This window comes from Inquilinus sp. CA228 (assembly GCF_052078665.1).
Lineage (GTDB): Bacteria > Pseudomonadota > Alphaproteobacteria > DSM-16000 > Inquilinaceae > Inquilinus.
This window is the reverse complement of record NZ_JBQJIK010000018.1, coordinates 34686-57466: the sequence shown is the minus strand read 5'-3', so window position 1 is coordinate 57466 and position 22781 is coordinate 34686. Positions and strand designations below refer to the sequence as shown.

19 protein-coding genes are annotated in these 22781 nt (G+C 67.9%); 7 read left to right on the top strand and 12 right to left on the bottom strand.

Annotation, left to right across the window (positions count from 1 at the left end):
- The first annotated feature begins 74 nt into the window (after window positions 1-74).
- Window positions 75-2687, top strand: coding sequence for a glycogen/starch/alpha-glucan phosphorylase (locus tag ACTOWL_RS11060; protein WP_441321280.1), 2613 nt, complete (start codon window positions 75-77; stop codon window positions 2685-2687).
- A 79-nt stretch (window positions 2688-2766) separates the two neighbouring features.
- Window positions 2767-3573 carry a carbon-nitrogen hydrolase family protein gene (locus ACTOWL_RS11055; protein ID WP_441321279.1) on the top strand — a complete coding sequence of 269 codons (807 nt, stop codon included), beginning with the start codon at window positions 2767-2769 and terminating at the stop codon, window positions 3571-3573.
- 86 nt (window positions 3574-3659) lie between these two features.
- Here the strand turns inward: ACTOWL_RS11055 and ACTOWL_RS11050 are convergent, their stop codons facing one another.
- Complete coding sequence (locus tag ACTOWL_RS11050; RefSeq protein WP_441321278.1) at window positions 3660-4859, bottom strand: L,D-transpeptidase family protein; 1200 nt, start codon at window positions 4857-4859, stop codon at window positions 3660-3662.
- A 223-nt stretch (window positions 4860-5082) separates the two neighbouring features.
- On the opposite strand from ACTOWL_RS11050, the gene ACTOWL_RS11045 reads away from it, so the two are divergent.
- The gene (locus ACTOWL_RS11045) at window positions 5083-6045 is read left to right on the top strand and encodes a sugar-binding transcriptional regulator (protein WP_441321277.1); all 963 of its coding nucleotides are present in this window, start codon (window positions 5083-5085) and stop codon (window positions 6043-6045) included.
- Between the two features lie 3 nt (window positions 6046-6048).
- On the opposite strand, the gene ACTOWL_RS11040 is transcribed toward ACTOWL_RS11045, so the two are convergent.
- The 3 genes from ACTOWL_RS11040 to ACTOWL_RS11030 all read right to left on the bottom strand — a co-directional run bounded on the left by ACTOWL_RS11040 (window position 6049) and on the right by ACTOWL_RS11030 (window position 9576).
- Entirely contained in the window at window positions 6049-7248 is a 1200-nt protein-coding gene (locus ACTOWL_RS11040) for an NAD(P)/FAD-dependent oxidoreductase (protein ID WP_441321276.1), read from the bottom strand.
- Window positions 7249-7349: 101 nt separating this feature from the next.
- Window positions 7350-8297, bottom strand: a complete 948-nt coding sequence (locus ACTOWL_RS11035) for an aminoglycoside phosphotransferase family protein (RefSeq protein ID WP_441321275.1) — start codon at window positions 8295-8297, stop codon at window positions 7350-7352.
- 142 nt (window positions 8298-8439) lie between these two features.
- A complete protein-coding gene (locus tag ACTOWL_RS11030; RefSeq protein WP_441321274.1) occupies window positions 8440-9576 on the bottom strand; it encodes a ribonucleotide-diphosphate reductase subunit beta in 1137 nt (378 codons plus the stop codon).
- A 973-nt stretch (window positions 9577-10549) separates the two neighbouring features.
- Here ACTOWL_RS11030 and ACTOWL_RS11025 point away from each other — a divergent pair.
- Complete coding sequence (locus ACTOWL_RS11025; RefSeq protein ID WP_441321273.1) at window positions 10550-13972, top strand: M10 family metallopeptidase C-terminal domain-containing protein; 3423 nt, start codon at window positions 10550-10552, stop codon at window positions 13970-13972.
- Between the two features lie 54 nt (window positions 13973-14026).
- On the opposite strand, the gene ACTOWL_RS11020 is transcribed toward ACTOWL_RS11025, so the two are convergent.
- From ACTOWL_RS11020 to ACTOWL_RS11000, 5 genes are all read right to left on the bottom strand, one after another.
- A complete protein-coding gene (locus ACTOWL_RS11020; protein WP_441321272.1) occupies window positions 14027-14185 on the bottom strand; it encodes a hypothetical protein in 159 nt (52 codons plus the stop codon).
- A 24-nt stretch (window positions 14186-14209) separates the two neighbouring features.
- Window positions 14210-14968, bottom strand: a complete 759-nt coding sequence (locus tag ACTOWL_RS11015) for a MipA/OmpV family protein (protein ID WP_441321271.1) — start codon at window positions 14966-14968, stop codon at window positions 14210-14212.
- A 184-nt stretch (window positions 14969-15152) separates the two neighbouring features.
- Window positions 15153-16499: an ATP-binding protein gene (locus tag ACTOWL_RS11010; RefSeq protein ID WP_441321270.1), complete on the bottom strand. Its 1347-nt coding sequence runs from the start codon at window positions 16497-16499 to the stop codon at window positions 15153-15155.
- A complete protein-coding gene (locus tag ACTOWL_RS11005) occupies window positions 16499-17191 on the bottom strand; it encodes a response regulator (RefSeq protein WP_441321269.1) in 693 nt (230 codons plus the stop codon). The genes ACTOWL_RS11010 and ACTOWL_RS11005 overlap by 1 nt, the downstream gene beginning before the upstream one ends.
- A 151-nt stretch (window positions 17192-17342) precedes the next feature.
- On the bottom strand, window positions 17343-17777 hold the full coding sequence (locus ACTOWL_RS11000; protein ID WP_441321268.1) for a hypothetical protein: 435 nt from the start codon (window positions 17775-17777) through the stop codon (window positions 17343-17345).
- Window positions 17778-18050: 273 nt separating this feature from the next.
- On the opposite strand from ACTOWL_RS11000, the gene ACTOWL_RS10995 reads away from it, so the two are divergent.
- Entirely contained in the window at window positions 18051-18395 is a 345-nt protein-coding gene (locus ACTOWL_RS10995) for a hypothetical protein (RefSeq protein WP_441321267.1), read from the top strand.
- A gap of 129 nt (window positions 18396-18524) precedes the next feature.
- On the opposite strand, the gene ACTOWL_RS10990 is transcribed toward ACTOWL_RS10995, so the two are convergent.
- A complete protein-coding gene (locus tag ACTOWL_RS10990; RefSeq protein ID WP_441321266.1) occupies window positions 18525-18761 on the bottom strand; it encodes a hypothetical protein in 237 nt (78 codons plus the stop codon).
- 316 nt (window positions 18762-19077) lie between these two features.
- Between ACTOWL_RS10990 and ACTOWL_RS10985 the strand changes: the two genes are divergently transcribed.
- The gene (locus ACTOWL_RS10985) at window positions 19078-19365 is read left to right on the top strand and encodes a co-chaperone GroES (protein ID WP_441321265.1); all 288 of its coding nucleotides are present in this window, start codon (window positions 19078-19080) and stop codon (window positions 19363-19365) included.
- Between the two features lie 39 nt (window positions 19366-19404).
- Complete coding sequence (gene groL, locus ACTOWL_RS10980) at window positions 19405-21030, top strand: chaperonin GroEL (protein WP_441321264.1); 1626 nt, start codon at window positions 19405-19407, stop codon at window positions 21028-21030.
- Between the two features lie 57 nt (window positions 21031-21087).
- Here the strand turns inward: groL and ACTOWL_RS10975 are convergent, their stop codons facing one another.
- On the bottom strand, window positions 21088-21399 hold the full coding sequence (locus tag ACTOWL_RS10975) for a hypothetical protein (protein WP_441321263.1): 312 nt from the start codon (window positions 21397-21399) through the stop codon (window positions 21088-21090).
- A 49-nt stretch (window positions 21400-21448) separates the two neighbouring features.
- The gene (locus ACTOWL_RS10970) at window positions 21449-22747 is read right to left on the bottom strand and encodes a glycoside hydrolase family 130 protein (protein WP_441321262.1); all 1299 of its coding nucleotides are present in this window, start codon (window positions 22745-22747) and stop codon (window positions 21449-21451) included.
- Window positions 22748-22781 lie beyond the last annotated feature (34 nt).

The window sequence follows — 22781 nt, the reverse complement described above, 5'->3', positions numbered from 1 at the left end:
CGCGGCCCGTGCATCCGCTGGATCAGCGAGGCGGCTCACAACGAATTCCAGCTAAATTCGCATCGATATGGCCGATGATCCTTCAGGCCTTCGCCGGCAGTCATGAAGCGGTCGCGGTCCAGGGTGCATACTCCCCGGCGGCGGTGCCGGGCATTGTTCCCGATGCAGCGACGGCACGCACGGCTGGAGGGAGGACTCCGATGGCGATCGAGCGTCTCGACGATCTCGCGATGGCCGACGACGTGGGTGGCGACACCGAGGTCGAGGCCTGGAAGCGGGCGTTCCACAGAAACCTCTACTACGTCCTGGGCCGCTTCCCGGCGACCGCTACCGCGAATGACAAGTACCTCGCGCTCGCCTACAGCGTGCGCGACCGGCTACTCGACCGCTGGGTCAAGACGTCCGAGACCTATTACCGAAAGCAGGTGCGCACGGCCTGCTATCTGTCCGCCGAGTTCCTGCTGGGCCCGCATCTGGGCAACAACCTCCTCAACCTCGGGGCGTTCGACACGGCGAAGCAGGCGATGGAGGAGCTCGGTTTCGATTTCGAGAAGCTGCTCGACCAGGAGGAAGAGCCGGGCCTCGGCAATGGCGGCCTCGGGCGCCTCGCGGCCTGCTATCTCGACTCGCTGGCGACGCTGGAGATCCCGGCGATCGGCTACGGCATCCGCTACGAATTCGGGATCTTCGACCAGCAGATCCGCGACGGCTGGCAGGCGGAGATCGCGGACAAATGGCTTCGCCTCGGCAATCCGTGGGAGATCTCGCGCCCCGAGATCGCGATCAATGTCGGTTTCGGGGGCCATACGGAGCCGTACGCGGACGAGACCGGCCGCTATCGCGTCCGCTGGCATCCCGCGCGTCTCGTCAGGGGCATCGCCCACGATACCGCGATCCTCGGATACCGGGTCAACACGGCGAACCTGCTCCGCCTGTGGAGCGCGGAAGCGGTCAACTCCTTCGAGTTCGACTCCTTCAACACCGGCGACTACTACGGCGCCGTGGAGGAGAAGGTCGCCTCCGAGACGATCAGCAAGGTGCTGTACCCGAACGATACCGGCCTGGAGGGCAAGCAGCTCCGCCTCGAACAGCAGTTCTTCCTGGTCTCCTGCGCGCTGCAGGACATGATCCGCATCTACCGGCAGACGGCGCCCGACCTTTCGCGCTTCCACGAGAAGTACACGGTTCAGCTCAACGACACGCACCCGGCGCTCGCGGTCGCCGAGCTGATGCGCCTCCTCGTCGACGACCATGGCATGGATTGGGAGCCGGCGTGGGACATCACGCGGCAGACGATGAGCTACACCAACCACACCTTGCTTCCGGAGGCGCTCGAGAAATGGTCGGTCGGCCTGTTCGGACGCGTCCTGCCGCGGCATCTCGAGATCGTGTACGAGATCAACCGCCGATTCCTCGACGAGGTCAGGTCGCGGCATCCGGGCGACCATGATCGCGAGCGAAGGCTCTCGCTGATCGACGAATCGGGCGACCGGTCGGTCAGGATGGCGCATCTCGCCTGCGTCGGAAGCCATGCGATCAACGGCGTCGCCGCCCTTCACAGCGAGCTTCTCAGGCACGACGTGCTGCGCGATTTCAGCGAGCTGTGGCCGGAGAAGTTCCTGAATGTGACGAATGGCGTGACCCCTCGGCGATTCATCATGCTGACGAATCCCGGGCTGACGACGCTGGTGACGGACGCGATCGGGGATGGCTGGACGCGCGACCTGGAGCAGCTGCGCGCATTGGAGCCGATGGCGGACGACCCGGCGTTCCGCGAAGAGTGGCGACGCGTGAAGCGGCGAAACCGGGAGGCGCTCGCGGCGGAGATTCAAGGGAAGACGGGAGTCACATCAGACCCGGCGAGCCTGTTCGACATCCAGGTCAAGCGCTTCCACGAGTACAAGCGGCAGCACCTGAACCTGCTGCACGTCATCACGCTGTATCACCGCCTGAAGCGCGACCCCGGATACGGCGCGCCGCCGCGCACGGTCGTGTTCGCGGGGAAGGCCGCGCCCGGCTACATGATGGCGAAGCGGATCATCAAGCTGATCCACTCCGTGGCCGACATCGTGAACCATGACCGCGGCGTCGCCGGCCGGCTTCGCGTCCTGTTCGTGCCGGACTACAACGTGAAGCACAGCCAGCGGATCTTCCCGGGCGCGGATCTCTCGGAGCAGATCTCGACGGCGGGCAAGGAGGCGTCGGGCACCGGCAACATGAAGTTCGCGCTGAACGGTGCGCTCACGATCGGCACGCTCGACGGCGCCAATGTCGAGATCCGCGACGCCGTCGGCGCTGAGAACTTCTTCCTGTTCGGCATGACGGTGGAGGACGTCCAGCGGCGGCTCGCCCAGGGCTATCGACCCTATGATCACTACCAGTCGGACGACGAGCTGCGGGCCGTGGTCGACGCGATCGCCGACGGGGCGTTCGCCAACGGCGACCGCGAGCTGTTCAAGCCGATCGTCGACAATCTGCTCGGGTCCGACCCGTATATGCTGCTGGCCGACTACCGCTCCTATGTCGAATGCCAGGAGGAGGTCGGCCGCGCGTGGAGCGACCCCGAGCGCTGGACGCGCTCGTCGATCCTGAACGTGGCCCGGATGGGCTGGTTTTCCTCCGATCGCTCGATCCGCGAATACTGCCGTGACATCTGGCACATAGAGCCGGTGCCGATTCCGGACTAAAGAAGGCCAGCGGCGAGCCCCCCTGCCCTAGTGGTGAGAATCTGACGCTTCGTTCCCGGCTGACGAGCGGACCTTCCGAATGACGGAGTCGGGTGGAAAGCTGCCCGTACTGGGCTATCGTCACGCCATGACAGACGCGATCAAAACCGTCCGGATCGCAGCCGCTCAGACACCGGAATTCCGGGAGGACATGCCGGGTGCGCTCGCCTATCTGGCAGACGTCACCGAGGCGGCCATGGAGGCTGGCGCTCGACTGGTGTGTTGGCCCGAGGGCTTCCTGCAGGGCTATCTGACTGAAGGAGAGGCCGCGCGCCGCAATGCGTTCGACCTCACCTCGCCGCACTTTTCGACACTCATGCGGCAACTCCCCGAGAACGCGCCGATGATCGTTGTTGGCCTGATCGAGGCGGAGGGCGAAAGGCTCTACAACACTGCCGCTGTCATCCATCAACGAACCCTGGTGGGGCGCTACCGCAAGAGACACCTGCTGGGGCGGGAACAATGCTTTCACCCCGGGGACGACGTCCAGATCTTCGACATCGGCGGTCTGCGTTTCGGGATCAACATCTGCTTCGACACCAACTTCGCCAGCGCCGCGATGAGCGTCGCGCAACAGGGAGCGTCGCTGCTCATCTGTCCAGCCAACAACATGCTTCCGCGACAGGCCGCCGCTGAATGGAAGGCCAAGCACAACACAGTGCGCGGCGAACGATGTCGCGAGACCGGCCTCTGGCTGATGTCGGCCGATGTGACCGGCGAGCGTGATGGCTGGGTCGCGTGGGGGCCGACTGCGGTCTTGAATCCCGCCGGTGAGGTCGCGGCGCAGTTGCCGCTGGATGCTCCCGGATTGCTGGTATTCGACATGCCGCTGAGCGGGACTGCGTGATCGATATCCCGGGGCGCGTACGCCAGACTCGCACGCCCCAATCCCATGGGAATCCCTTGCCGGATTCAAGTGTCAGATGTGATCCACTAGCTGCCCTCGGCCATGCTGTAGACGTCCTCGCCGTAGCGGATGCCGCCCGCCACGTCGGGATAGGCCAGGTAGTAGGTCATGCGCACCGGGATCCGGCTGGGCACCCGGGCGAAATGGGTCTTGGCGGTGGCGATCCCGGCCTCCACCGCCGGGATGTCGGTGCCCAGCACCCAGGCGGCCAGGCCGAGATAGTTCTCGACCCGGATGCAACCGTTCGACACCGCCCGGTTGTCGGTGGCGAACAGCCGGCGGTTGTTGGTGTCGTGCAGGTAGATCGCCTGGTCGTTGTCGAGCTCGAACTTGAGCAGGCCGAGGGCGTTGTCGTCGCCCGGCGGCTGCCAGAACTTCCAGCCCATGGTGCCGACCATGTCCGGCGGCACCTGGGCCGGGTCGAAGGTCTGGCCCTCCGGCGTCTTCACCACGACACCGTGCTTGCGCATGTCGTCATACTGGCCGGCCGCCATCTGGGCCTTGTACTTCTTGGTCAGGCCGGGCGGCACGGTCCAGTCCGGGTTGTACTTGACCGCGATCATGTTGGACTGGATCAGCGGCGTCTGGGTCAGCGGCGACCCGACCACGGCGCGGGTGCGCAGCACCTCGACCCCGTTCTCGAAGGCGATGATCTCGGCGGTGGGGACATTGACCGTGATCGACTTGCCGCGCGCCGGCGGCGGCTGCCAGCGGGCCAGGGTCTGGCGCAGCGACGCCGCCTCGTCCGCCGGGGTGAAGTTCAGCGCCCGCAGCGTGCGGCGGCCGACCACGCCGTCGTCGCGCAGGCCCCAGCGCGACTGCAGCAGCTTCACCCGCTGGGTCAGCGCCTCGTCATAGACCAGGGTGGCCGGCGCCACCGGGCCGACCAGCTCCGGCCCAGTCGCCGCCACGGCCGTCGCCGAAACCGCCTCTGGCTGGGCAATGGCGGCCTCGGCCACCGCGGGCATGGATTCGGGCAGCGCGATGCCCATGGCGTCGAGCCGCTGGCGCAGCAGCGGCACGCGCGGGTCGACGGCGCTGGGCTTGAGCGTGCCGACGGGAATTGCCGAGGGTGCCGCGGCCAGCTCGGCCTCCGCCCGCTCCAGAGCCAGGCGCAGCTGGGCGTGGACCTTGTCCTCCGCCGCCACCGGCGTCGGCTTGGCCGCGGCCGCCGCGACATGCGGCGCCAGCGCCACCGCCAGCACCAGAGCCCACCGAATCATCATCTGCCCCTTCCTCGCCCGCCTGTTCGCCAGGCGGGATTCGTGCTTCCTTCCGGCCGGAAGGAACCGTTCCGCAGCGTTGCGGTCAAGCCTTTCGACACGGGCCGGAGCAGGCATCATCGCCGCAGTGGCGGTGCCGGCGAACCGCAATCACTGCACGCCACCGTTGCGCCGGACGCCCCGATCGGCGGAGATGGTGTGGAAGGAACGGCGCGGAGCGTGGCGGATGCCGGGGATCGACCAGGCGGAGAGGAAGCGAGACCAGGCGGCGCGGGCGGCATGGCTGTCCTATGTCTCGGGCCTGACCCAGGACGAGATCGCCCGGCGGCTCAACGTCTCGCGCATGGCGGCGCAGCGCCTGCTGGCCTTCGCCGCGCAGGAGGGCATGGTCAAGGTCCGCATCGACCACCCGATCGCGGCCTGCATGGAGCTGGGCGAGCGCATCGCCCGCCGCCATGGCCTGCGCTTCTGCGAGGTGGTGCCGGCCGACCCGGTGGCGCCGGCCCAGCCCAACCTGCCGGCGCTGGCGATCGCCGGGGCCACCTGGATCGAGCGGCTGGTCGACACCGACGCGCCGCTGGTGATCGGCGTCGGCAACGGCCGCAGCGTGCGCGCGGCGGTGGAGGAGATGGCGTCGTCGCCGCGGCCGCAGCACCAGGTGGTCTCGGTCACCGGCAACATCGCCCGCGATTCCTCCTACAACCCGTTCGACGTGGTGATGCGCCTCGGCGATCGGCTGGGGGCCCAGCGCTTCCTGATGCCGGCGCCCTTGATCGCCGAGAGCGCCGAGGACCGGCGGGTGCTGGAGGAGCAGAAGCCGTTCCGCGAGATCATGGCACTGGCGGCGCGGGCCGACGCGATCCTGATCGGCATCGGCCAGCTCGACGACAGCGCGCCGGTGCTGCACGACAAGGTGGTCACCCGCGCCGAATACGAGGCGCTGCGGCAGGCCGGGGCGATCGGCGAGGTGCTGGGCAACTTCCTCGATGCCGAGGGGCAGATCCTGCCCTCGCCGCTGCGCGACCGGGTGATCGGGCTGCCGCTCGACGCCGTCGCCCGGCGCCCGGCCATCGCCATCGCCGGCGGCGCGGTCAAGGTGCCGGCGATCCACGCCGTGCTGAGCCGCGGCCTGCTGCAGGGGCTGATCACCGACGAGACCGCGGCTTCGGCGCTGGTCAGCCTGGGCTGAGCCTCAGCGGAAGCGCTGCGGCGGCGCCTGGATCACCGGGGCGGCCGCGTCGAGGATGGCGCGGCGGTCGCCGGTCAGCGGCGGGTAGATGCGCTGGCGGTTGATGATCTGCTTGGTCTGCTTCGCCGCAGCCCCCTGCGCCGCCACCTGCCGGTCCCAGCCCTCGGTGTAGACGGCGCCCCAGGAGCCGAGGTCGAGGATGGTGGTGTACCACTCGATCCGCAGCGGCAGCAGCGGCCGGCCGAGCAGGTCGGCGACCGCGTTGTGGCCGCCGAAGCGGCCCATCGGCCGGCTGTGCTGGCAGGACATCACCGAGGCGTGGCTGTCGTCGACCATCGCCCGCGCCGAATCACCGACCGCGAACTCGGCCTCGCGGCCGGTGATCTTCAGGGTCGGGTCGACCGGCAGCCGGCCCAGCCGGTCACGCTCCACCGGGAACCGGGCGGTCAGCGGGCTGGCCCGCATGCCGGCGCACCAGATCACGGTCGCGGCCGGGATCGCCTCGCCGGTCGACAGCGTCGCCCCGCCGGCATCCACCGCCGCGACCGACACGCCCATCCGGGTCTCGACGCCGAGCGCGGCCAGGGCCGTCTCGATCACCGGCCGGGCGCTGACGCCCATGTCGGAGCCGACCTGCGGCGCATGGTCGGCCAGGATCACCCGGCCCGCCTGCCCGATCCGGTCCGCCATCTCGGTCGCGGCCTCGATCCCGGTCAGCCCGGCGCCGACGACCAGGACGGTGTCGCGCCCCGGCGAGGCCGGCCGCCCGCCCAGCCCGGCCAGGTGGTCGGCGAGGCGGCGGGCGCCGGCGAAGGGGTCGATGTCGAAGCCGCGCTCGGCGAGCCCCGGGATCGCCGGCCGGGCGAGGCCGCTGCCGAGCGCGAAGACCAGCCGGTCATAGGGCAGCGCCGTCTCCGCCCCCAAGACCGCGCATCGGACGCTGCGCTGGGCGAGATCGATATCCGCGACCTCGCCCTCGACCAGGCGCACGCCGATCGGGTCGAGCACCGAGGCCAGGGGCACCCGGATCGCGTCGAGGTCGGCCTCGTAGTTGCGCACGCGGATGCCGTGCCAGGCGTCGCGGTTGACCAGCGTCACCTCGACCCGGTCGGGCCCGATGCCGAATACGTCGAGCGCCCGCGCCGCGCCGACCGCGGCCCACAGCCCGGCGAACCCCGCGCCCAGGATCAAGATGCGCTGCATCCCCCCGCCCCCTCGCCCGCCGGTCCGGCCTGAACGCTAGGCTCGACCCGGGCCGGAGGCAACGCCGTCCTTCGGCTTGAACGCAGGAGATCGCCTGCGGCTCAGGCCCAGCCCGGCGGATCGGCCGCGGCCCAGAGGTCGGCGACCTGCAGGAACTCCCGCCCCCCGGCCTCGAGGCCGAGCAGCAGCTGGACCAGGCCGGTCGACACCCGCTCGATGAAGCCCCAGTGCCAGATCGGCCCGGGCGCGACCCCGGTGCGGCGGGCCAGGCCGAGGCAGCGGGCGCGGCCGAGCGCCACCGCGTCGCCGGCCAAGAGCTCGGCGCCCCATTCGCGCAGCGAGATGCCCAGGTCGTAGGCGCGCTCGATGACCAGGCCTTCGGGATCGACGAATTTGAACCGCCCGGGCTCGTCGGGGACGGCGAGCGTGTTCCAGGCGTGGGCGTCGCCATGGGCCAGGATCGCGGCGGCCGGGTCATAGGCGCGGCGGCGCAGCTCGGCGAAGCGGCAGGCGGTGTCGACGGCTTGGGCCGTGCAGGGTTGGCCGAGATCCTGCCAGGTGGCGCGGATGAAGGCGGCGAGGCTGTCGGCCTTTTCGGCGCCGCTCATGAACCCGCCCTCCCCTGCCGGCAGCGGCCGCCAGGCCTGCAGCAGCGCGGTGCAGATAGCGTCGATCTGCGCCTCCACCGGCAGGCCGAGATCGGCGAGCCGGCCGCCCAGCCGCTCCAGCAGCATCGCGTCCCGCGCCCGGTCGTGGCGGTAGACCAGGGCATAGCCCCGTCCCTCGGCCAGCAGCAGCGTGCGCAGCCCGCCGGCCGCCGGGTCCAGCCCAGGCACCGCGAGCTTCAGCACTGCAGGCCGGCCGTCCGCCATCCGCGCCTCCGCCACAAACGCGGCGGTGCCGCCCGGCAGCGGCCGGAGCGCCGACAGTCCCCAGTCCGCCGCGAGGCCACGGACGAGATCGTCGAGCCCGGCGAGCCAGGCCGCGCCGGAGGGGCCGGCCGAGAGCGCCCGGCGGCGGGCCTCCGCGCTCAGGCCGAGGACCGTCATAGCCCTGCCCGCCTTGAGCACCATCGTTGCCACTTTCTGTCATGCCCGGGCTTGACCCGGGCATCCAGAGACTGTCGACATTTTCTGGATTGCCGGGTCAAGCCCGGCAATGACAGTGAAGGGTAGCGGGCTGCCCCCTTCCTCAATCCCAGCTCAACGCGCCGCCATTCTGGTATTCGATCACCCGGGTCTCGAAGAAGTTCTTCTCCTTCTTCAAATCCATCGCCTCGGACATCCAGGGGAACGGGTTCTCGGTCTCGGCGAAGACCGGGGCCAGGCCGAGCTGGGCGCAGCGGCGGTTGGCGATGACGTGCATGTACTGCTCGCACAGCGCCGCATTCAGGCCGAGGAAGCCGCGCGGCATGGTGTCCCTGCCATAGGCGGCCTCGAGCTCCGCCGCCTCGGCCAGCATCCGCCGCAGTTCCTCCTGGAACGCGGCGGTCCAGAGATGCGGGTTCTCGATCTTGATCTGGTTGATGACGTCGATGCCGAAGTTCAGATGGATCGACTCGTCGCGCAGGATGTACTGGTACTGCTCGGCGATGCCGACCATCTTGTTGCGCCGGCCGAGCGACAGGATCTGGGCGAAGCCGGTGTAGAACCACATGCCCTCGAAGATGACGTAGAAGGCCACCAGGTCGCGCAGGAAGGCCTGGTCCGAGGCCGGCGTGCCGGTCTGGAAGGACGGGTCGGACAGGTTCTGGGTATAGCGCAGCGCCCAGGCCGCCTTGTCGGTGATCGACGGCACCTCGCGATACATGTTGAACAGCTCGCCCTCGTCCAGGCCCAGGCTGTCGACCACATATTGGAAGGTGTGGGTGTGCACCGCCTCCTCGAAGGCCTGGCGCAGCAGGTACTGCCGGCATTCCGGGTTGGTCAGGTGGCGGTAGATCGCCAGCACGATGTTGTTGGCGACCAGCGATTCCGAGGCGGCGAAGAAGCCGAGATTGCGCTTCACCGACCGGCGCTCGTCCTCGGTCAGCCCGTCGCGCGATTTCCACAGCGCAATGTCGGCCTGCATCGAGACCTCGGTCGGCATCCAGTGGTTGTTGCAGCCGGCCAGGTACTTCTCCCACGCCCAGCGGTACTTCATCGGCAGCAGCTGGTTGACGTCGGCGCGGCAGTTGATCATCGCCTTGTCGTCGATGCTGACCCGGCCGCCGGACCGGTCGATGGCCCCGAGGCCGGTGGCGTCGCCCACGAGGTCGGCCATGGGCGCATCGGCCCGCTTCACCCGGATCGGCGCGGCGGGGGTGTCGGACCAGTCGAGCATGGTCATGGGCGTTTCTCGGCTCACGGCGGGGTTGATCGGCGTCCTCGGCCCCGGCGCCGTGGACCGCGAGGTCCGGGCAGCGATGCGGGGTCGAGAACCCTACAAGATGTGGCCACTGACGGCAAGGATTACGCTAGGTCTTGTAGCGGCCGGCGCCTCCGGATCGCGACGCCATCGCATGCGGCCTGCCGCGGACGCCGCTTCGCCGCGGTCCTGTCGGTTGCAAAAGAAAAGTCGGTCATACTGCGCCGCGCACAATTCGCAGCAATCGACCGCTCAGTCGATTGAACGGTTTTGACGATAATTTCGGATAATCTATTGCATAAAAGGATAGGCTTTCTGGAAATATCTGTCTTCCTTCGGCGAGAACAGCTGTATGCACACCAACAAAACCCCCAGATGTAACCGGATATGAGAGATTTTTTGATTGCGGCGGCCGCTACATTGCCGAAGGATGACGGCCAGAGGTGCGCAGACAGTCGAGATGCTGAATCGCGCTTCACCTCTCGTTTGAGAGGTGGAAGAGCCATGGTGTGGCGCCGTTGTTGATCGGCGTCCGTCAAGAAATGGCCGCAGCGGTTGGACGAGTGACGGGTGACGTTTCTCGGCCCGGTGTGTCGACAGACTGCGAACCGCAAACAGGGGGACATCGACAACCATGAGCATCGGATTCACGTCGGGACTGCCGCGGCGTCGCTGTTTGGCGCCCATATCGATCCCGGCTGGTCCTGCATCGTCCGTGCCGGCACAGACGCCGCTTTCGGGCCGATGTCAGCGCCGTGATGCCCAGGGCGCGGCGCGGACGCGCTGAGTGCGAGCGGCGGACAGCGTCCGGCGCCGACGGCTGATGAAACCTTCATCGCGAGCAGCTGACACCACGGCCGAAGCTGTCACGGCCTCCGTGAACGGGATCTGATTCGCCGCCTCTTGCGCCGACCCGACACGGACCCATGCCAGGGCCAACATCAAGGGGGAACACATGTGCGTCCTATGCCAGATGGGCTACAAGCAGGAACATTCCACCCCGACCGGACAGACGAGCGCCGGCTCATTCACGGTCAGCCCGGAGGATCTTCAGAACTGGCAGAATATCGACCAGACTCCGGACAATCCGTATAACAAGGACACCAATTACGAGACCTATCTCACTTACCTGGGGGCGCTGAACCGCCCGCTGACGCCGGCGATGGCGCAATCGGCGATCGTGGTGAACCTGTCCGAGCTCAGCGACCATCCGGCCTATCTGGAGGCCGCGATCGGGGCGCTGCAGATGTGGTCTGCGGTGACGCCGCTGGAGTTCCAGATCGTCACCGACCGGCCCTTCAACGCGGCCACCGACTATCTCGAAGTGGTCAGCCCGGAGGTGGGCGAGCAGGACGACGGCAGCGCCTATTCCGCCGGCCGCTATGTCAGCGTCGGGCAGCGCTTCCACGACACCGAGCCGGACGCGACCTCTCCGGGCGGCTATATCTTCAACACCTTCATCCATGAGTTCGGCCATGAATTCGGCCTGAACCATCCGGGCTTCTACAATTACGGCGGCCCCGGCGGCCCGCAGATCACCTATTACAACGACGCCAGGTGGGTCTACGACAACCAGCAATATTCGGTGATGTCATATTTCGACAATATCGACATCGGCGGCACCACGGCCTGGACCAACACCACGCCGGGCATCGCCGATATCGAGGCCGTCATCCGGCACTATTTCTCCACGGTGACGAACAACATCCGGAGCTATCAGGACATCCAGCTCAACACCGGCGACGACGTCTACGGCTTCGGCAGCACGCGGCTGGGCTACACGCTGACGGCGAGCGGGCCGACCCAGGACATCGGCTTCGTGATCCACGACACCGGCGGCCATGACACGGTCGACTTCTCCGGCTCGACCAGCAGCACCATCCTGGACCTGCGCGAGGGCCGTTTCTCCAGCGTCAACGGCCACGCCAACAACGTCGCCATCTTCGACGGCCACAATGCCGACGCGACCGATTACTATATCGAGAAGGGCGTCGGCAGCGCCTTCCTCGACATCATCATCGGCAATGACGGCGACAACGAGCTGCTGGGCGGCGGCGGCGACGACCGGATCGACGGCGGCAACGGCGCCGACGAGATCCATGGCGGCTCCGGCGACGACATCATCGTCGGCGGCGCCGACACCAATGACAGCCGCGACCGCAACAACACCCTGCCGATCATCACCGGCCCCGACAGCAACGACGGCGACGACCGGCTGTATGGCGAGGACGGCAACGACACGATCAATGCCGGCAAGGGCAACGACATCCTCGAAGGCGGCGCCGGCGACGACATCATGCGCGGCATGGCCGGCGTCGACATCTTCCGCGGCGGCGACGGCAACGACACGGTCGATTTCAGCCTGGAGAGCCCGTTCCAGCTGCTGGTCAACCTGGTGACCAACGTCGCCGCCGGCGGTACGGCGTCCGGCGACACCTTCTTCAGCGTCGAGAACCTGATCGGGTCGGACGACCGCATCGACCGCTTCGTCGGCAACGATTCGAACAACTACTTCCTCGGCCTGGGCGGCGGCGACGTCCTCAGCGGCGGCAACGGCGACGACAAGCTCGAGGGCGCCCGCGACGGCGACGTGCTGAACGGCGAGGCCGGCAACGACCTCCTCATCGGCGGCGCCGGGGCGGACTTCCTGGACGGCGGCGCCGGCATCGACACGGCCGACTACACGCTGGACGAGCGCCAGCCGATGTTCGGCCCGCCGCGGACTCCCGCGACCGAGGGCGTGACCGTCAACCTCCAGACCGGCACCGCCTTTGGCGGCGACGGCGAAGGCGACACCACGACGACGCACCAGTTCGACACGCTGGCGAACATCGAGAACGTGATCGGCTCGAAGTTCGGCGACACGCTGATCGGCAACACCGGCGCCAACGTCCTGTCGGGGGCCGCGGGCGACGACGTCCTCGCCGGCGGCGGCGGGCTGGACACGCTGAACGGCGGCGCCGGCCTGGACATGGCCGCCTATTACGGCAGCGCCACGGGGGTCAATGTCTCGCTCCTCGTGCCGGGCTCGCATCCGGAGACCTACATCTCGATCGAGGGCCTGGCCGGCTCCGCCCACAACGATCAGCTAACCGGCGATGCCCTCGCCAACAAGCTGGCCGGACAGGGCGGCGACGACGTCCTGAAGGGAGGCGCCGGGAACGACACGCTCGACGGCGATTTCGTTCCCTTCCCGGTCACCGGCGTCGGCATGGGCAACGGCTACGCCACGCTGGCACCGAGCGCGACCAACAACTCGGTCGCCGCCGCTTATACCCTGACCAACAACTTCTCGCTGGCCGCCGATGCCGACATCGGCAACGCGACCACCCTGGCGCATTCGACGGTCAACGCCACCGGCAACGGCCAGGGCGGCTACTACAAGCTGACGGTGACTGCGGGGACGCTCATCACCGCCGACATCGACCACACCTCGGCCGGGCTGAGCGACAGCTTCCTGTGGCTGGTGCGGGCCGACGGCACCGTGGTCGCCTTCAACGACGACGGCGGCAACGACCCCGGCTCCACCCGCCGGACGGACTCGATGTTCAGCTTCAAGGTGGCGGAGACCGGGGACTACTACCTCCTGGTCGGGCAATACAACAACGACACGGGATTGCCCGAGCAGACCGTCCCCACCGGCGCCACCTATGAGCTGAACGTCTCGGTGACGCCGCCGCCGCCGACCTCGCCGCAGATCGGCGCGGCCGGGCACGACAATCTCGATGGCGGCGACGGCGACGACACCCTCTACGGCCGCGCCGGCGTCGACTTCCTCCGCGGCGGCGCGGGGGCGGACATCCTCGATGGCGGAGCCGGCGCCGACACCGTCAGCTACTACGGCAGCACCGACGCGATCACGGTCAATCTCGCGACCGGCATCGGCAGCGGCGGCGAGGCGCAGGGCGACATCCTGATCGGCATCGAGGTCGTCAATGCCGGCAAGGGCGGCGATACGCTGACGGGTAATGTCGCCGACAACGTCCTCAGGGGCTATGAGGGCAACGACGTGATCAATGGCGGCGCGGGACGGGACACGCTGTCCGGCGGCACCGGGGCCGACCGCTTCGCCTTCTCCGCGGTCGGCGACAGCACCGTCGGCGCCAATGCCGACGTGGTCATCGACTTCATCCGTGCGCAGAGCGACCGCATCGATCTCTCCGCCATCGACGCCAACACCAGCCTGGCGGGCAACCAGGCCTTCACCTTCATCGGCTCGGCGGTCTTTTCGAACCATGCCGGCGAGCTGCGCGCCCTCAACACCAACTCGGGCGTCATCACCGTGGCCGGCGACATCAACGGCGACGGCGCGTCGGACTTCCACATCGTGCTGCAGGGGCTGAACGGCATCATGGCGGTGAGCGACTTCGTGCTCTGACCACCTGTTCAAGGACGAGAACGACTGAGGCGGCGGGTTCTCCCGCCGCCTCGCTTATTTGGTGCGCCGAGGCGGGTCGCGCGGCGGCAGCGGCCGCGCCGACTCCCGGGCGGCGCGGCACAGGGCCCAGAGATAGGGCGCGGCACAGAGCACGATGCCGCCGAGCCAGAGCATGGCGAGGGTCATGATGTGGTCCTCCAGGGCTTCGAGCACGAACACGATCCGGCCCGGGCGGCCTCAGAACCGGTAGCCGACCGCCAGCCCGACCGAGGGCTGCACCTGGCTCTCGGTGATCGGGCTGTCCGCCGCGTCGCCGAGCAGGACGCCGACGCCGACATTCGCCATGGCGAACCAGCTCTCGGAGAACGTCCAGCGGAGCCCGACGCTGAAATCGACGCTCTTGAACCCGGCCCCGGCGTCGAAGCGATCCAGCCCTGACTTGCTGGACTGCGACGACGAGACGCCGAAGAAGGTCTGCATGTAGTCGTCGTCGGCCCAGGTGGCGGAGATGCCGGACGACAGGGTCCAGCTCTCGGACAGCGGCACCTTCACCGATATGTCGGGCCGGACCTGCAGGCCTTCGCTGCCGCCGAAATCCTTGGCCACGTCGAGGCCGATCTGCCACATGCCGAAGGAGTAGGAGCCGAAGACATGGCCGCGCGCGGCCGTGTCGATGTCGCCGAGACCCTTCAGGTGATCCTCGTCATCCTCGTCCCGCCCCGGCGCGAGGCCGATCGACACACCCAGCCGCAGCGCGTCGGTGCGCACGACATTGACGCCGAGCCCGCGCTCCATGTCGAGGAAGACCCGGTCCCGCCAGTTGATCGAGACGAAGGGCAGCGGTGACACCGAGAACTTGTCGGAGCCCTCGTAGCTCGGCGCGATCCAGGCGCCGCCGCCGAGTATGAAGGTCCAGTCGCCGCTGGGACTGGCGGCCTCCGGGGCCGGAGCGTCTTCCAGCGGCACGATGATCGCGTCCTGGGCCTCCGCGCGCATGCTGGTCGCTACCAGGACCACACAGGCGCCGGCCAAGGCGAACGGCGGCCAAATCCTGGTCCGACGGATATTTCGCCAAGAAGAAGAGACGGCGGTCGACAGTGATGCTGGCATTCGGTTCATCCCGTGACTCGATTGAGCCGCGAGAATAGAAGCCGGCGGAACAGGCTGGTTTTAAGTTATGTTAAGAGATGTTTCCGGAGGCAGGCAGCGACATCCGGACGATCAGGCCGTGCGGCACGCGGTCGAGCAGTTCGATCCGGCCGCCATGGCCGCGGATGACGTCGCGTGCGATCGAAAGGCCTAGCCCGAAGCCCCGGCCCGCGGTCGCGGGCCGGCTGTCGTCGCCCTTGAAGAACGGATCGAAGACCTTCTCGCGCAGCGGTGCGGGAATGCCCGGACCGTCATCCGCCACCTCGATCTCCGCCACGCCGCCCTCGCCGAACTGCAGGCCGACCCGCACCGCCGAGCCGTGCTGGACGCCGTTGTCGACGACGTTGCTGACCGCACGGGTCAGCGCATTGGGCCGGCAGACCCAGGCCAGGCGCGGCGGCCCGGCATAGGCGACGCTGTGCCCGACATCGCCGAATTCGGTGCAGACGGTCTGCAGCAGGCTCGACAGGTCGACCGGCGACATCCGCTCTTCGCGGATGCCGGGCTGCAGATACTCCAGCGTCTCGTCGAGCATGCCGCTGATCCGGACGACCTCGTACAGGATGCCGTCCCGCAGTTCCGGATCCTCGATCCGCTCGGCGCGCAGCCGCAGGCGGGTCAGCGGCGTCCGCAGGTCGTGGCTGATCGCGGCCAGCATGCGGGTGCGGTCGTCGATCAGGGCCCGGATGCGCGTGCGCATCGTGTTCAGGGCACCGGCGACCTGGCCGATCTCGCGCGGCCCCCCGCGGCTGACCAGCCGGTCGTCGTCGGGCGAGCGCCCGAAGGATTCGGCCGCCGCCCCCAGCGCCGACAGCGGCGCGATGATCCAGCGCACCGCGTAGATCGACAGGAACGGGACGAACACGATCATGATGATGATGATCAGGACCGTGGGACCCAGGATGATCCGCCACTGGCCGGCCAGGGTCGGCGCCTCGAACAGCAGCGCGGACCGATCGTCGATCTGCACAGCGAGACGGTAGGCCGTGTCCGGCGGGAACCGGCCTCCGGCAAGCACCTGGATGCCCCAGTTGGCTTTGAGCTGATGGGCGACCAGGCTGGGCAGGATCGGCATGGGCGGGTTGTCGGGCAAGGCCGCGAGTTCGGCCAGCGGGACCCGGGCGACATCGAAATCAGCCCGCCGGATGACGGCGAGAACCGCGTCGATGTCTTCGGTGGTTTCGGCGTCCCGGACCACCTGGGTGATCTTGGCGATCCCCGCCGCCGAGAGATAGGTCCCGTCCTTCATGCCGGGTCCGTCGAAGAACAGGAAGGAGAGGGCGGCGGTCAGCCCGATGCCGAGCAGCACCGAGGCGGCGACGATCCCGGTGATCTGGGTGGCGATGCTGCGCGGTATCAGGCGGCCCAGGATGCGCATCAGGCCTGCTCGACCCGCTCGGTGAACATGTAGCCGCCGAGGCGCACCGTCTTGATGTAGCGCGGGTTGTCGGGGTCGGGCTCGATCTTCTGCCGGATCCGGCTGACATGCACGTCGATGCTGCGCTGGACCGGGCTGGCCAGGCCGCTGTGGGTCAGCTCGATCAGCTGGTCGCGCGACAGCACCTGGCCGGGGTGCCGGCACAGCGCCGCCAGCAGGTCGAATTCGACGCTGGTCATGGCGACCTGGACCCCGTCTGGGTCGTGCAACTGCCGTGACGCCGGATCGATCCGCCAGCCGGCGAAGCGCAGCGGGCGCAGGCGGCCGCCGCCGTTCCCGCCCTGGGCGCGCCGCAGCAGCGCCCGGATGCGCGCCACCAGCTCGCGGGAATCGAACGGCTTGGGCAGGTAGTCGTCGGCCCCGATCTCCAGCCCGATGATCCGGTCGACCGCGTCGCCGCGGGCCGTCACCATGATGATCGGGATCGCCGACGCGGCCCGCAGCCGGCGGCAGATGCTGAGCCCGTCCTCCCCCGGCAGCATGAGATCGAGCACGACGAGGTCGATCTGGGCCAGGCCCAGCACCGAATCCATCGCGGCCGCGCCGGTCGCGGCCGAGACGGCGAAGCCGCTTTCGGACAGCACGCCCTGCAGCATCCGGGAGATCTCGAGATCATCCTCGACGAGCAGCACGTGCGGCTGTCCTTCCGGCCGCGCGGCCGCGGCGAAGGATACGGGTTTCCTGGATCCCACCATGGCGGCATTCTCGCAGCGGGCCGGCGGGCGATCATCCGTCCAATTGTTATTTTTTGTAAACCCGCCCGCTGCCTGCAGCAGCCCGGTGTCACAACAGGCCGGCCATCCTCAGAAGCAGGACGGCAGCAGCCAAGGCGAGCAGCAGCATGGCCAGGGCGCCCCCGCTCCACCGGCCGGGGGCGGACGATGGCGGTCCGGGCGATGCGGCACGGGCAGCGCGGGATGAGGTCGACCCCGTGCCGGGCAGGAGCGAGGCCAGGCGCGTCGCGATGGCCATGATCTCGGCGTTCGACCGTTCGGCGCATGCCGTGCCGGTGATGATCTCCGCCAGCTCGAGCACGGCAGCGTCCCGCGGCTGCCCGGCCAGCCGGCTCGCCGTTGCCCAAGGATCGCCGCCCAGACGGCCGAGCATCGAGACCACGCTCAACGGCATGCCGTTGGATTCCGCCCCGACATCGGCGAACAGAAACGTGTTCAGATTCGACTTTCGCAAGCGAAAGACGTCGGTATCGGGCATTTCCAAGTCGCACCTCTTAAGACGCATCACGTGATAGCCGCCCACCAAAAATCAAGTTTAAAATACGTCGCCAATGCCGGAATATCGGGATTCTCCATTTTTTATCAACGGTAAGAATTAATGCCGCAGGCGACCTGACAAGGTGTTCAGATGGTCAAATTGAGAGATCGAAATTTGGCGCCCGGTCGACACGGGCAAAATAAATCCCGGCCAGAACCTCGAACGTGGTAGTTTAGCGGGCGAGAGAGATTTGTCTCTCTCCCAATGAAAGCACAATCCATGAAAACCCCTGAATGGCTTAAGCCGGCGCTGTATGGCGCCGCGGGCGGTGCCGTTGCGCTTGCCGTGATCGGCTTCAGCTGGGGTGGCTGGGTGACCGGTTCGTCGGCCCAGCGCATGTCGCTGGATCGGTCCAAAACCGATGTGGTGGCCGTACTATCGCTGATCTGCGTCGACCAGTCGAAACGCGACCCGCAGCTGATCGAGAGGCTGGCGGAGCTCAAGGCGGCATCGACCTACAGCCGCGGCGACCTCGTGGTCAAAGCCGGCTGGGCGACGATGCCAGGCGGGACGGTCGCCGATGCCCAGGTCGCCAAGGCCTGCGCCACCCAGCTCGCCAGCTAGGCCGGAGGCGGATCGGCTCGAGAGGAAAGCCCGAAGCTCGCCCGTCGCCTGCCAGGCGGCGACGGCGGGCAGCGGGGCGGCGCGCCCGACCTCGATCGCGAACCGAGGCGGCAACAACCTCAGGCCGGATCAGTGGCCATCGGAGCGGCGGAAATCTCGGGGATCCCGCTCCGCCGGCCGTGACAGCTCATGCTCCGGCACCATCCGTTCCTCGCTCCCGAACACGCTGCGAATCCGGTAGAGCGGGCCGGACGTGTCGCTGGGATAGCGGGCGAGCACCTTGAACGTCCCGTCGCCGGATTGCCCGGACAGCGACCGGCGCGAGACATGCACGGTGGTGCCCACCGGGAATTTGTAGTCCTTCATCACGACATTTCTGGCCTCCCGGGGGAGCGCCGGCTGTGGGATCGGATGCGGCGGATGCTGCGGCGCGACCGGCGCACCAAATTTCCGATAGAGTACACCGGAACCCAGGAACAAGCCCGCTGAATCGGGTCGTTCAACCAATAATCATTGAAAATCGGGACAAGATCTGAATCGTCGTTCGCAGAAAACAGCGCTATCTTTTATTTCCATACAACAGGGGATCCGCCTTGTATGTTGGGATAGTCATGCGCATTTGTAAGGGAGATAGTGAATCAAGCCTATCTCCCAAAAATTGATTTTCCGAAGGACTCAGCCGATGAAATTCCGCCCGCTGCACGACCGGGTCGTGGTCCGCCGCATCGATGCCGAAGCCAAGACCGCGGGCGGAATCATCATCCCCGACACCGCCCAGGAGAAGCCGCAGCAGGGCGAGGTGGTGGCCGTCGGCCTGGGCGCGCGGGACGCGCAGGGCGCGATCCAGGCGCTCGACGTCAGCGTCGGCGACCGCATCCTGTTCGGCAAATGGTCCGGCTCCGAGATCCGGCTCGAGGGAGTCGACTACCTCGTGATGAAGGAGAGCGACGTGATCGGCGTCGTCGCCTGATCCCTCCCGCATCCCCCTCCCCTTTCAAGGACCAACACCATGCCAGCCAAAGACGTCAAATTCAGCACCGATGCGCGCGACCGAATGCTGCGCGGCATCGACATCCTGGCCCGTGCGGTCAAAGTCACGCTCGGCCCGAAGGGGCGTAACGTCGTGCTCGACAAATCCTGGGGCTCGCCGCGCATCACCAAGGACGGGGTGACGGTGGCCAAGGAGATCGAGCTGTCCGACAAGTTCGAGAACATGGGCGCCCAGATGGTGCGCGAGGTCGCGACCAAGACCGCCGACCTGGCCGGCGACGGCACCACCACCGCCATCGTCCTGGCCCACGCCATCGTCAAGGAGGGCGCCAAGGCAATCGGCGCCGGACTGAACCCGATGGACGTCAAGCGCGGCATCGACCTGGCGGTCGCCGCCGTGGTCGCGGAGATCGGCAAGCGGGCCCAGAGCATCTCGACCAATGACGAGATCGCCCAGGTCGGCACCATCTCGGCCAATGGCGAGCGCGAGATCGGCGCCATGATCGCCAAGGCGATGAAGAAGGTCGGCAACGAGGGCGTGATCACGGTGGAAGAGGCCAAGAGCTTCGAGACCGAGCTCGACATCGTCGAGGGCATGCAGTTCGACCGCGGTTACATCTCGCCCTATTTCGTCACCAACGCCGAGAAGATGATCGCCGAGCTGGAGAACCCCTACATCCTGCTGCACGAGAAGAAGCTGCCGAATCTGCAGTCCTTCCTGCCGCTGCTCGAGGCCGTGGTCCAGGCCGGCCAGCCGCTGCTGATCGTCGCCGAGGATGTCGACGGCGAGGCGCTGGCCACACTGGTGGTCAACAAGCTGCGCGGCGGCCTGAAGGTCGCGGCGGTCAAGGCGCCGGGCTTCGGCGACCGCCGCAAGGCGATGCTCGAGGATCTCGCCATCCTGACCGGCGGCCAGGTCATCTCCGAGGATCTCGGCATCAAGCTCGAAAACGTCACCCTCGACATGCTCGGCCGGGCCAAGAAGGTCGTCATCTCCAAAGAGGAGACGACGGTGGTCGACGGCGCTGGCGCCAAGAAAGACATCGAGGGCCGCACCAACCAGATCCGGGCGCAGATCGAGGAGACCACCTCGGACTATGACCGCGAGAAGCTGCAGGAGCGCCTGGCCAAGCTGGCCGGCGGTGTCGCCATCATCCGCGTCGGCGGCGCCAGCGAGATCGAGGTCAAGGAGCGCAAGGACCGCGTCGACGACGCGATGCACGCCACCCGCGCCGCGGTCGAGGAGGGCATCGTCGCCGGCGGCGGCGTCACCCTGCTCTATGCCAGCCGCGTCATCGACACGCTGAAGCCCGAGAACACCGACCAGAAGGTCGGCGTCGACATCGTCCGCCGGGCCCTGCAGGCGCCGGTGCGGCAGATCGTCGAGAACTCCGGCAGTGACGGGTCGGTGGTGGTCGGCAAGCTGCTCGACAGCAAGGACCACAATTGGGGCTACGACGCCCAGAAGGGCGAATACACCGCCATGATCAAGGCCGGCATCCTCGACCCGGCCAAGGTGGTGCGGGTGGCGCTGCAGAATGCCGCCTCAATCGCCGGCCTCCTGATCACGACCGAAGCGATGGTGGCCGCGCTGCCGGAGACGGCCAGCCCGGCGGCGCCGGATGCCGGCGGTATGGGCTACTGATCCGCCGGCCCGTGACCGGCGGCAGCGCCGGTCACGGGCGACGGCATCGCAGCGGCGTCAGGGCAGGACGCCGATGAACACCCGGCGGTAGGCGCCGATCAGATCCCCGGCGGAGGTCGCCGCGGCCCGGCTGAGCTGTTCCGCCCCGGCTTCGCCCTCCCGCTCGACCAGCCGCACCAACTCCTGAAATCGGCGATGCGCGATCGTCGCCGGGTCGATTCCGGCGCCGTCATGCGGCATGACGAAACCGGGCTCCGGCAGCTCGCCGGCCAGGACCCGCAGCAGGTCGAGCAGCTTGGCGCCGGTGTCGATGCGGAGCCATCGATCCTCGTCCCACACCGATATCGTCGGCCTGATCTCCATCTGCATCATGCGCCTCCATAGTCTGTCCTGCGCGGCCGGTGGCGGCTGGAGGCCGTCAGCTCTCCATCGCCCGCAGCAGCGCTGCGATCTCGATCGTCGCGAGGGTGGAGAAGGTGTCGGAGACCGCATAAGGCAGGATGATCTGGTCACCGTGCCGCATCGCCCCGCAGGTGTAGACGACGTTGGGCACATAGCCTTCGCGTTCCGACGGCTCGGGCCGGACCAGCGGCTCGCGCGACCGGGCGAGGATCTTGGAGGGGTCGTCCTTGTCGAGGAGAACCGCCCCGATCGAATACCTCCGGACCGGGCCCACGCCATGGGTCAGCAGCAGCCAGCCTTCGTCGAGCTCGATCGGCGATCCGCAATTGCCGATCTGCACGAACTCCCATGGGAACCGGGGCCTCAGGATGGGCTGGCCACCGTCCCAGACGCGCAAATCGTCCGAACGGATCAGATAGAGGTTCTCGTTGTCCTGCCTGCCGATCATGGCGTAGCGGCCGTCGAGCCGACGGGGAAACAGGGCCATGCCCTTGTTGCCGGCGGCGTCCCCATGCAGCGGGAACATCCGGAAGGAGACGAAGTCGGAGGTCTCGAGCATCTCCGACCGGATCCCCTGGCCGCTATAGGCGGTGTAGGTGGCGCGGAAGATCTTCCGGTCGCCCTCGTCGAATTCGACGAAACGGGCATCCTCGATGCCGTGCGCCTGGGAGTCGGTGACGGGAAAGATCACCCGCTCGCTGATGTCCTCGTCCGGCGCGAAGACCAGCTCGACCTCGTCGCCGTGCGGGTCGGGCGTCCGCCGCTCCTCCCTGGGAACGGAGGCGAGCCGGGCCGATGGGTCGATGGTCAGGCTGCCGTCGGCCGTGATCGAGCCCGACCGGAACGTCAGCGACGAGATATGCCCTTCACCGACGGCGCGAAGGCTGAGGATGAAACGGCGCCCGCCCTCCGGCGCGCCGGACTGGTCGGGATGGGGCACGATGCTGGGATTGAACAGCGCCGCCGCCTCGAAGGCATATTCGAGCAGGAAGTAGGCACCAACCAGCCGGCGCTGCGTCTCGGTGAACAGGGCATGGGTCGCGAAGGCGTCCTCCATGTCGTCCGCCCGGGCCTCAAACCTCTTCAGCAGGCGGCGGTGGCGGCCCTCGAAATTCGTGAGCACTTCGGCCAGCTGGCCGGCGGCGGCCTCGGGCTCCAGCGCCAGCACCCGGTCGACGATGTGGCTTGCGCGTGACCTGTCGGCGGGGTTGAGGGTCCGCGGCTCGGTCGCCGGCTTGAACGGGCGCACCACCACCCGGGCGGGATCCGGGCGCAGGTGGAGCGCCTGCCGGTTCAGGAAGGTGATTTGCGACAAGGCGTCCTCGGGCAGGTCAAGGGAAGGTCACGCG

Coding starts and splice junctions, on each gene's coding strand:
- ACTOWL_RS11035 (WP_441321275.1), bottom strand. CDS start 8,297: ATGACGGTCCTCGGCCTGAGCGCGGAGGCCCGCCGCCGGGCGCTCTCG.
- groL (WP_441321264.1), top strand. CDS start 19,405: ATGCCAGCCAAAGACGTCAAATTCAGCACCGATGCGCGCGACCGAATG.
- ACTOWL_RS10990 (WP_441321266.1), bottom strand. CDS start 18,761: ATGAAGGACTACAAATTCCCGGTGGGCACCACCGTGCATGTCTCGCGC.
- ACTOWL_RS11055 (WP_441321279.1), top strand. CDS start 2,767: ATGACGGAGTCGGGTGGAAAGCTGCCCGTACTGGGCTATCGTCACGCC.
- ACTOWL_RS11045 (WP_441321277.1), top strand. CDS start 5,083: ATGCCGGGGATCGACCAGGCGGAGAGGAAGCGAGACCAGGCGGCGCGG.
- ACTOWL_RS11025 (WP_441321273.1), top strand. CDS start 10,550: ATGTGCGTCCTATGCCAGATGGGCTACAAGCAGGAACATTCCACCCCG.
- ACTOWL_RS10975 (WP_441321263.1), bottom strand. CDS start 21,399: ATGCAGATGGAGATCAGGCCGACGATATCGGTGTGGGACGAGGATCGA.
- ACTOWL_RS11015 (WP_441321271.1), bottom strand. CDS start 14,968: ATGCGCGCGGAGGCCCAGGACGCGATCATCGTGCCGCTGGAAGACGCT.
- ACTOWL_RS10985 (WP_441321265.1), top strand. CDS start 19,078: ATGAAATTCCGCCCGCTGCACGACCGGGTCGTGGTCCGCCGCATCGAT.
- ACTOWL_RS11040 (WP_441321276.1), bottom strand. CDS start 7,248: ATGCAGCGCATCTTGATCCTGGGCGCGGGGTTCGCCGGGCTGTGGGCC.
- ACTOWL_RS11060 (WP_441321280.1), top strand. CDS start 75: ATGATCCTTCAGGCCTTCGCCGGCAGTCATGAAGCGGTCGCGGTCCAG.
- ACTOWL_RS11010 (WP_441321270.1), bottom strand. CDS start 16,499: ATGCGCATCCTGGGCCGCCTGATACCGCGCAGCATCGCCACCCAGATC.
- ACTOWL_RS11050 (WP_441321278.1), bottom strand. CDS start 4,859: ATGATGATTCGGTGGGCTCTGGTGCTGGCGGTGGCGCTGGCGCCGCAT.
- ACTOWL_RS10995 (WP_441321267.1), top strand. CDS start 18,051: ATGAAAACCCCTGAATGGCTTAAGCCGGCGCTGTATGGCGCCGCGGGC.
- ACTOWL_RS11030 (WP_441321274.1), bottom strand. CDS start 9,576: ATGACCATGCTCGACTGGTCCGACACCCCCGCCGCGCCGATCCGGGTG.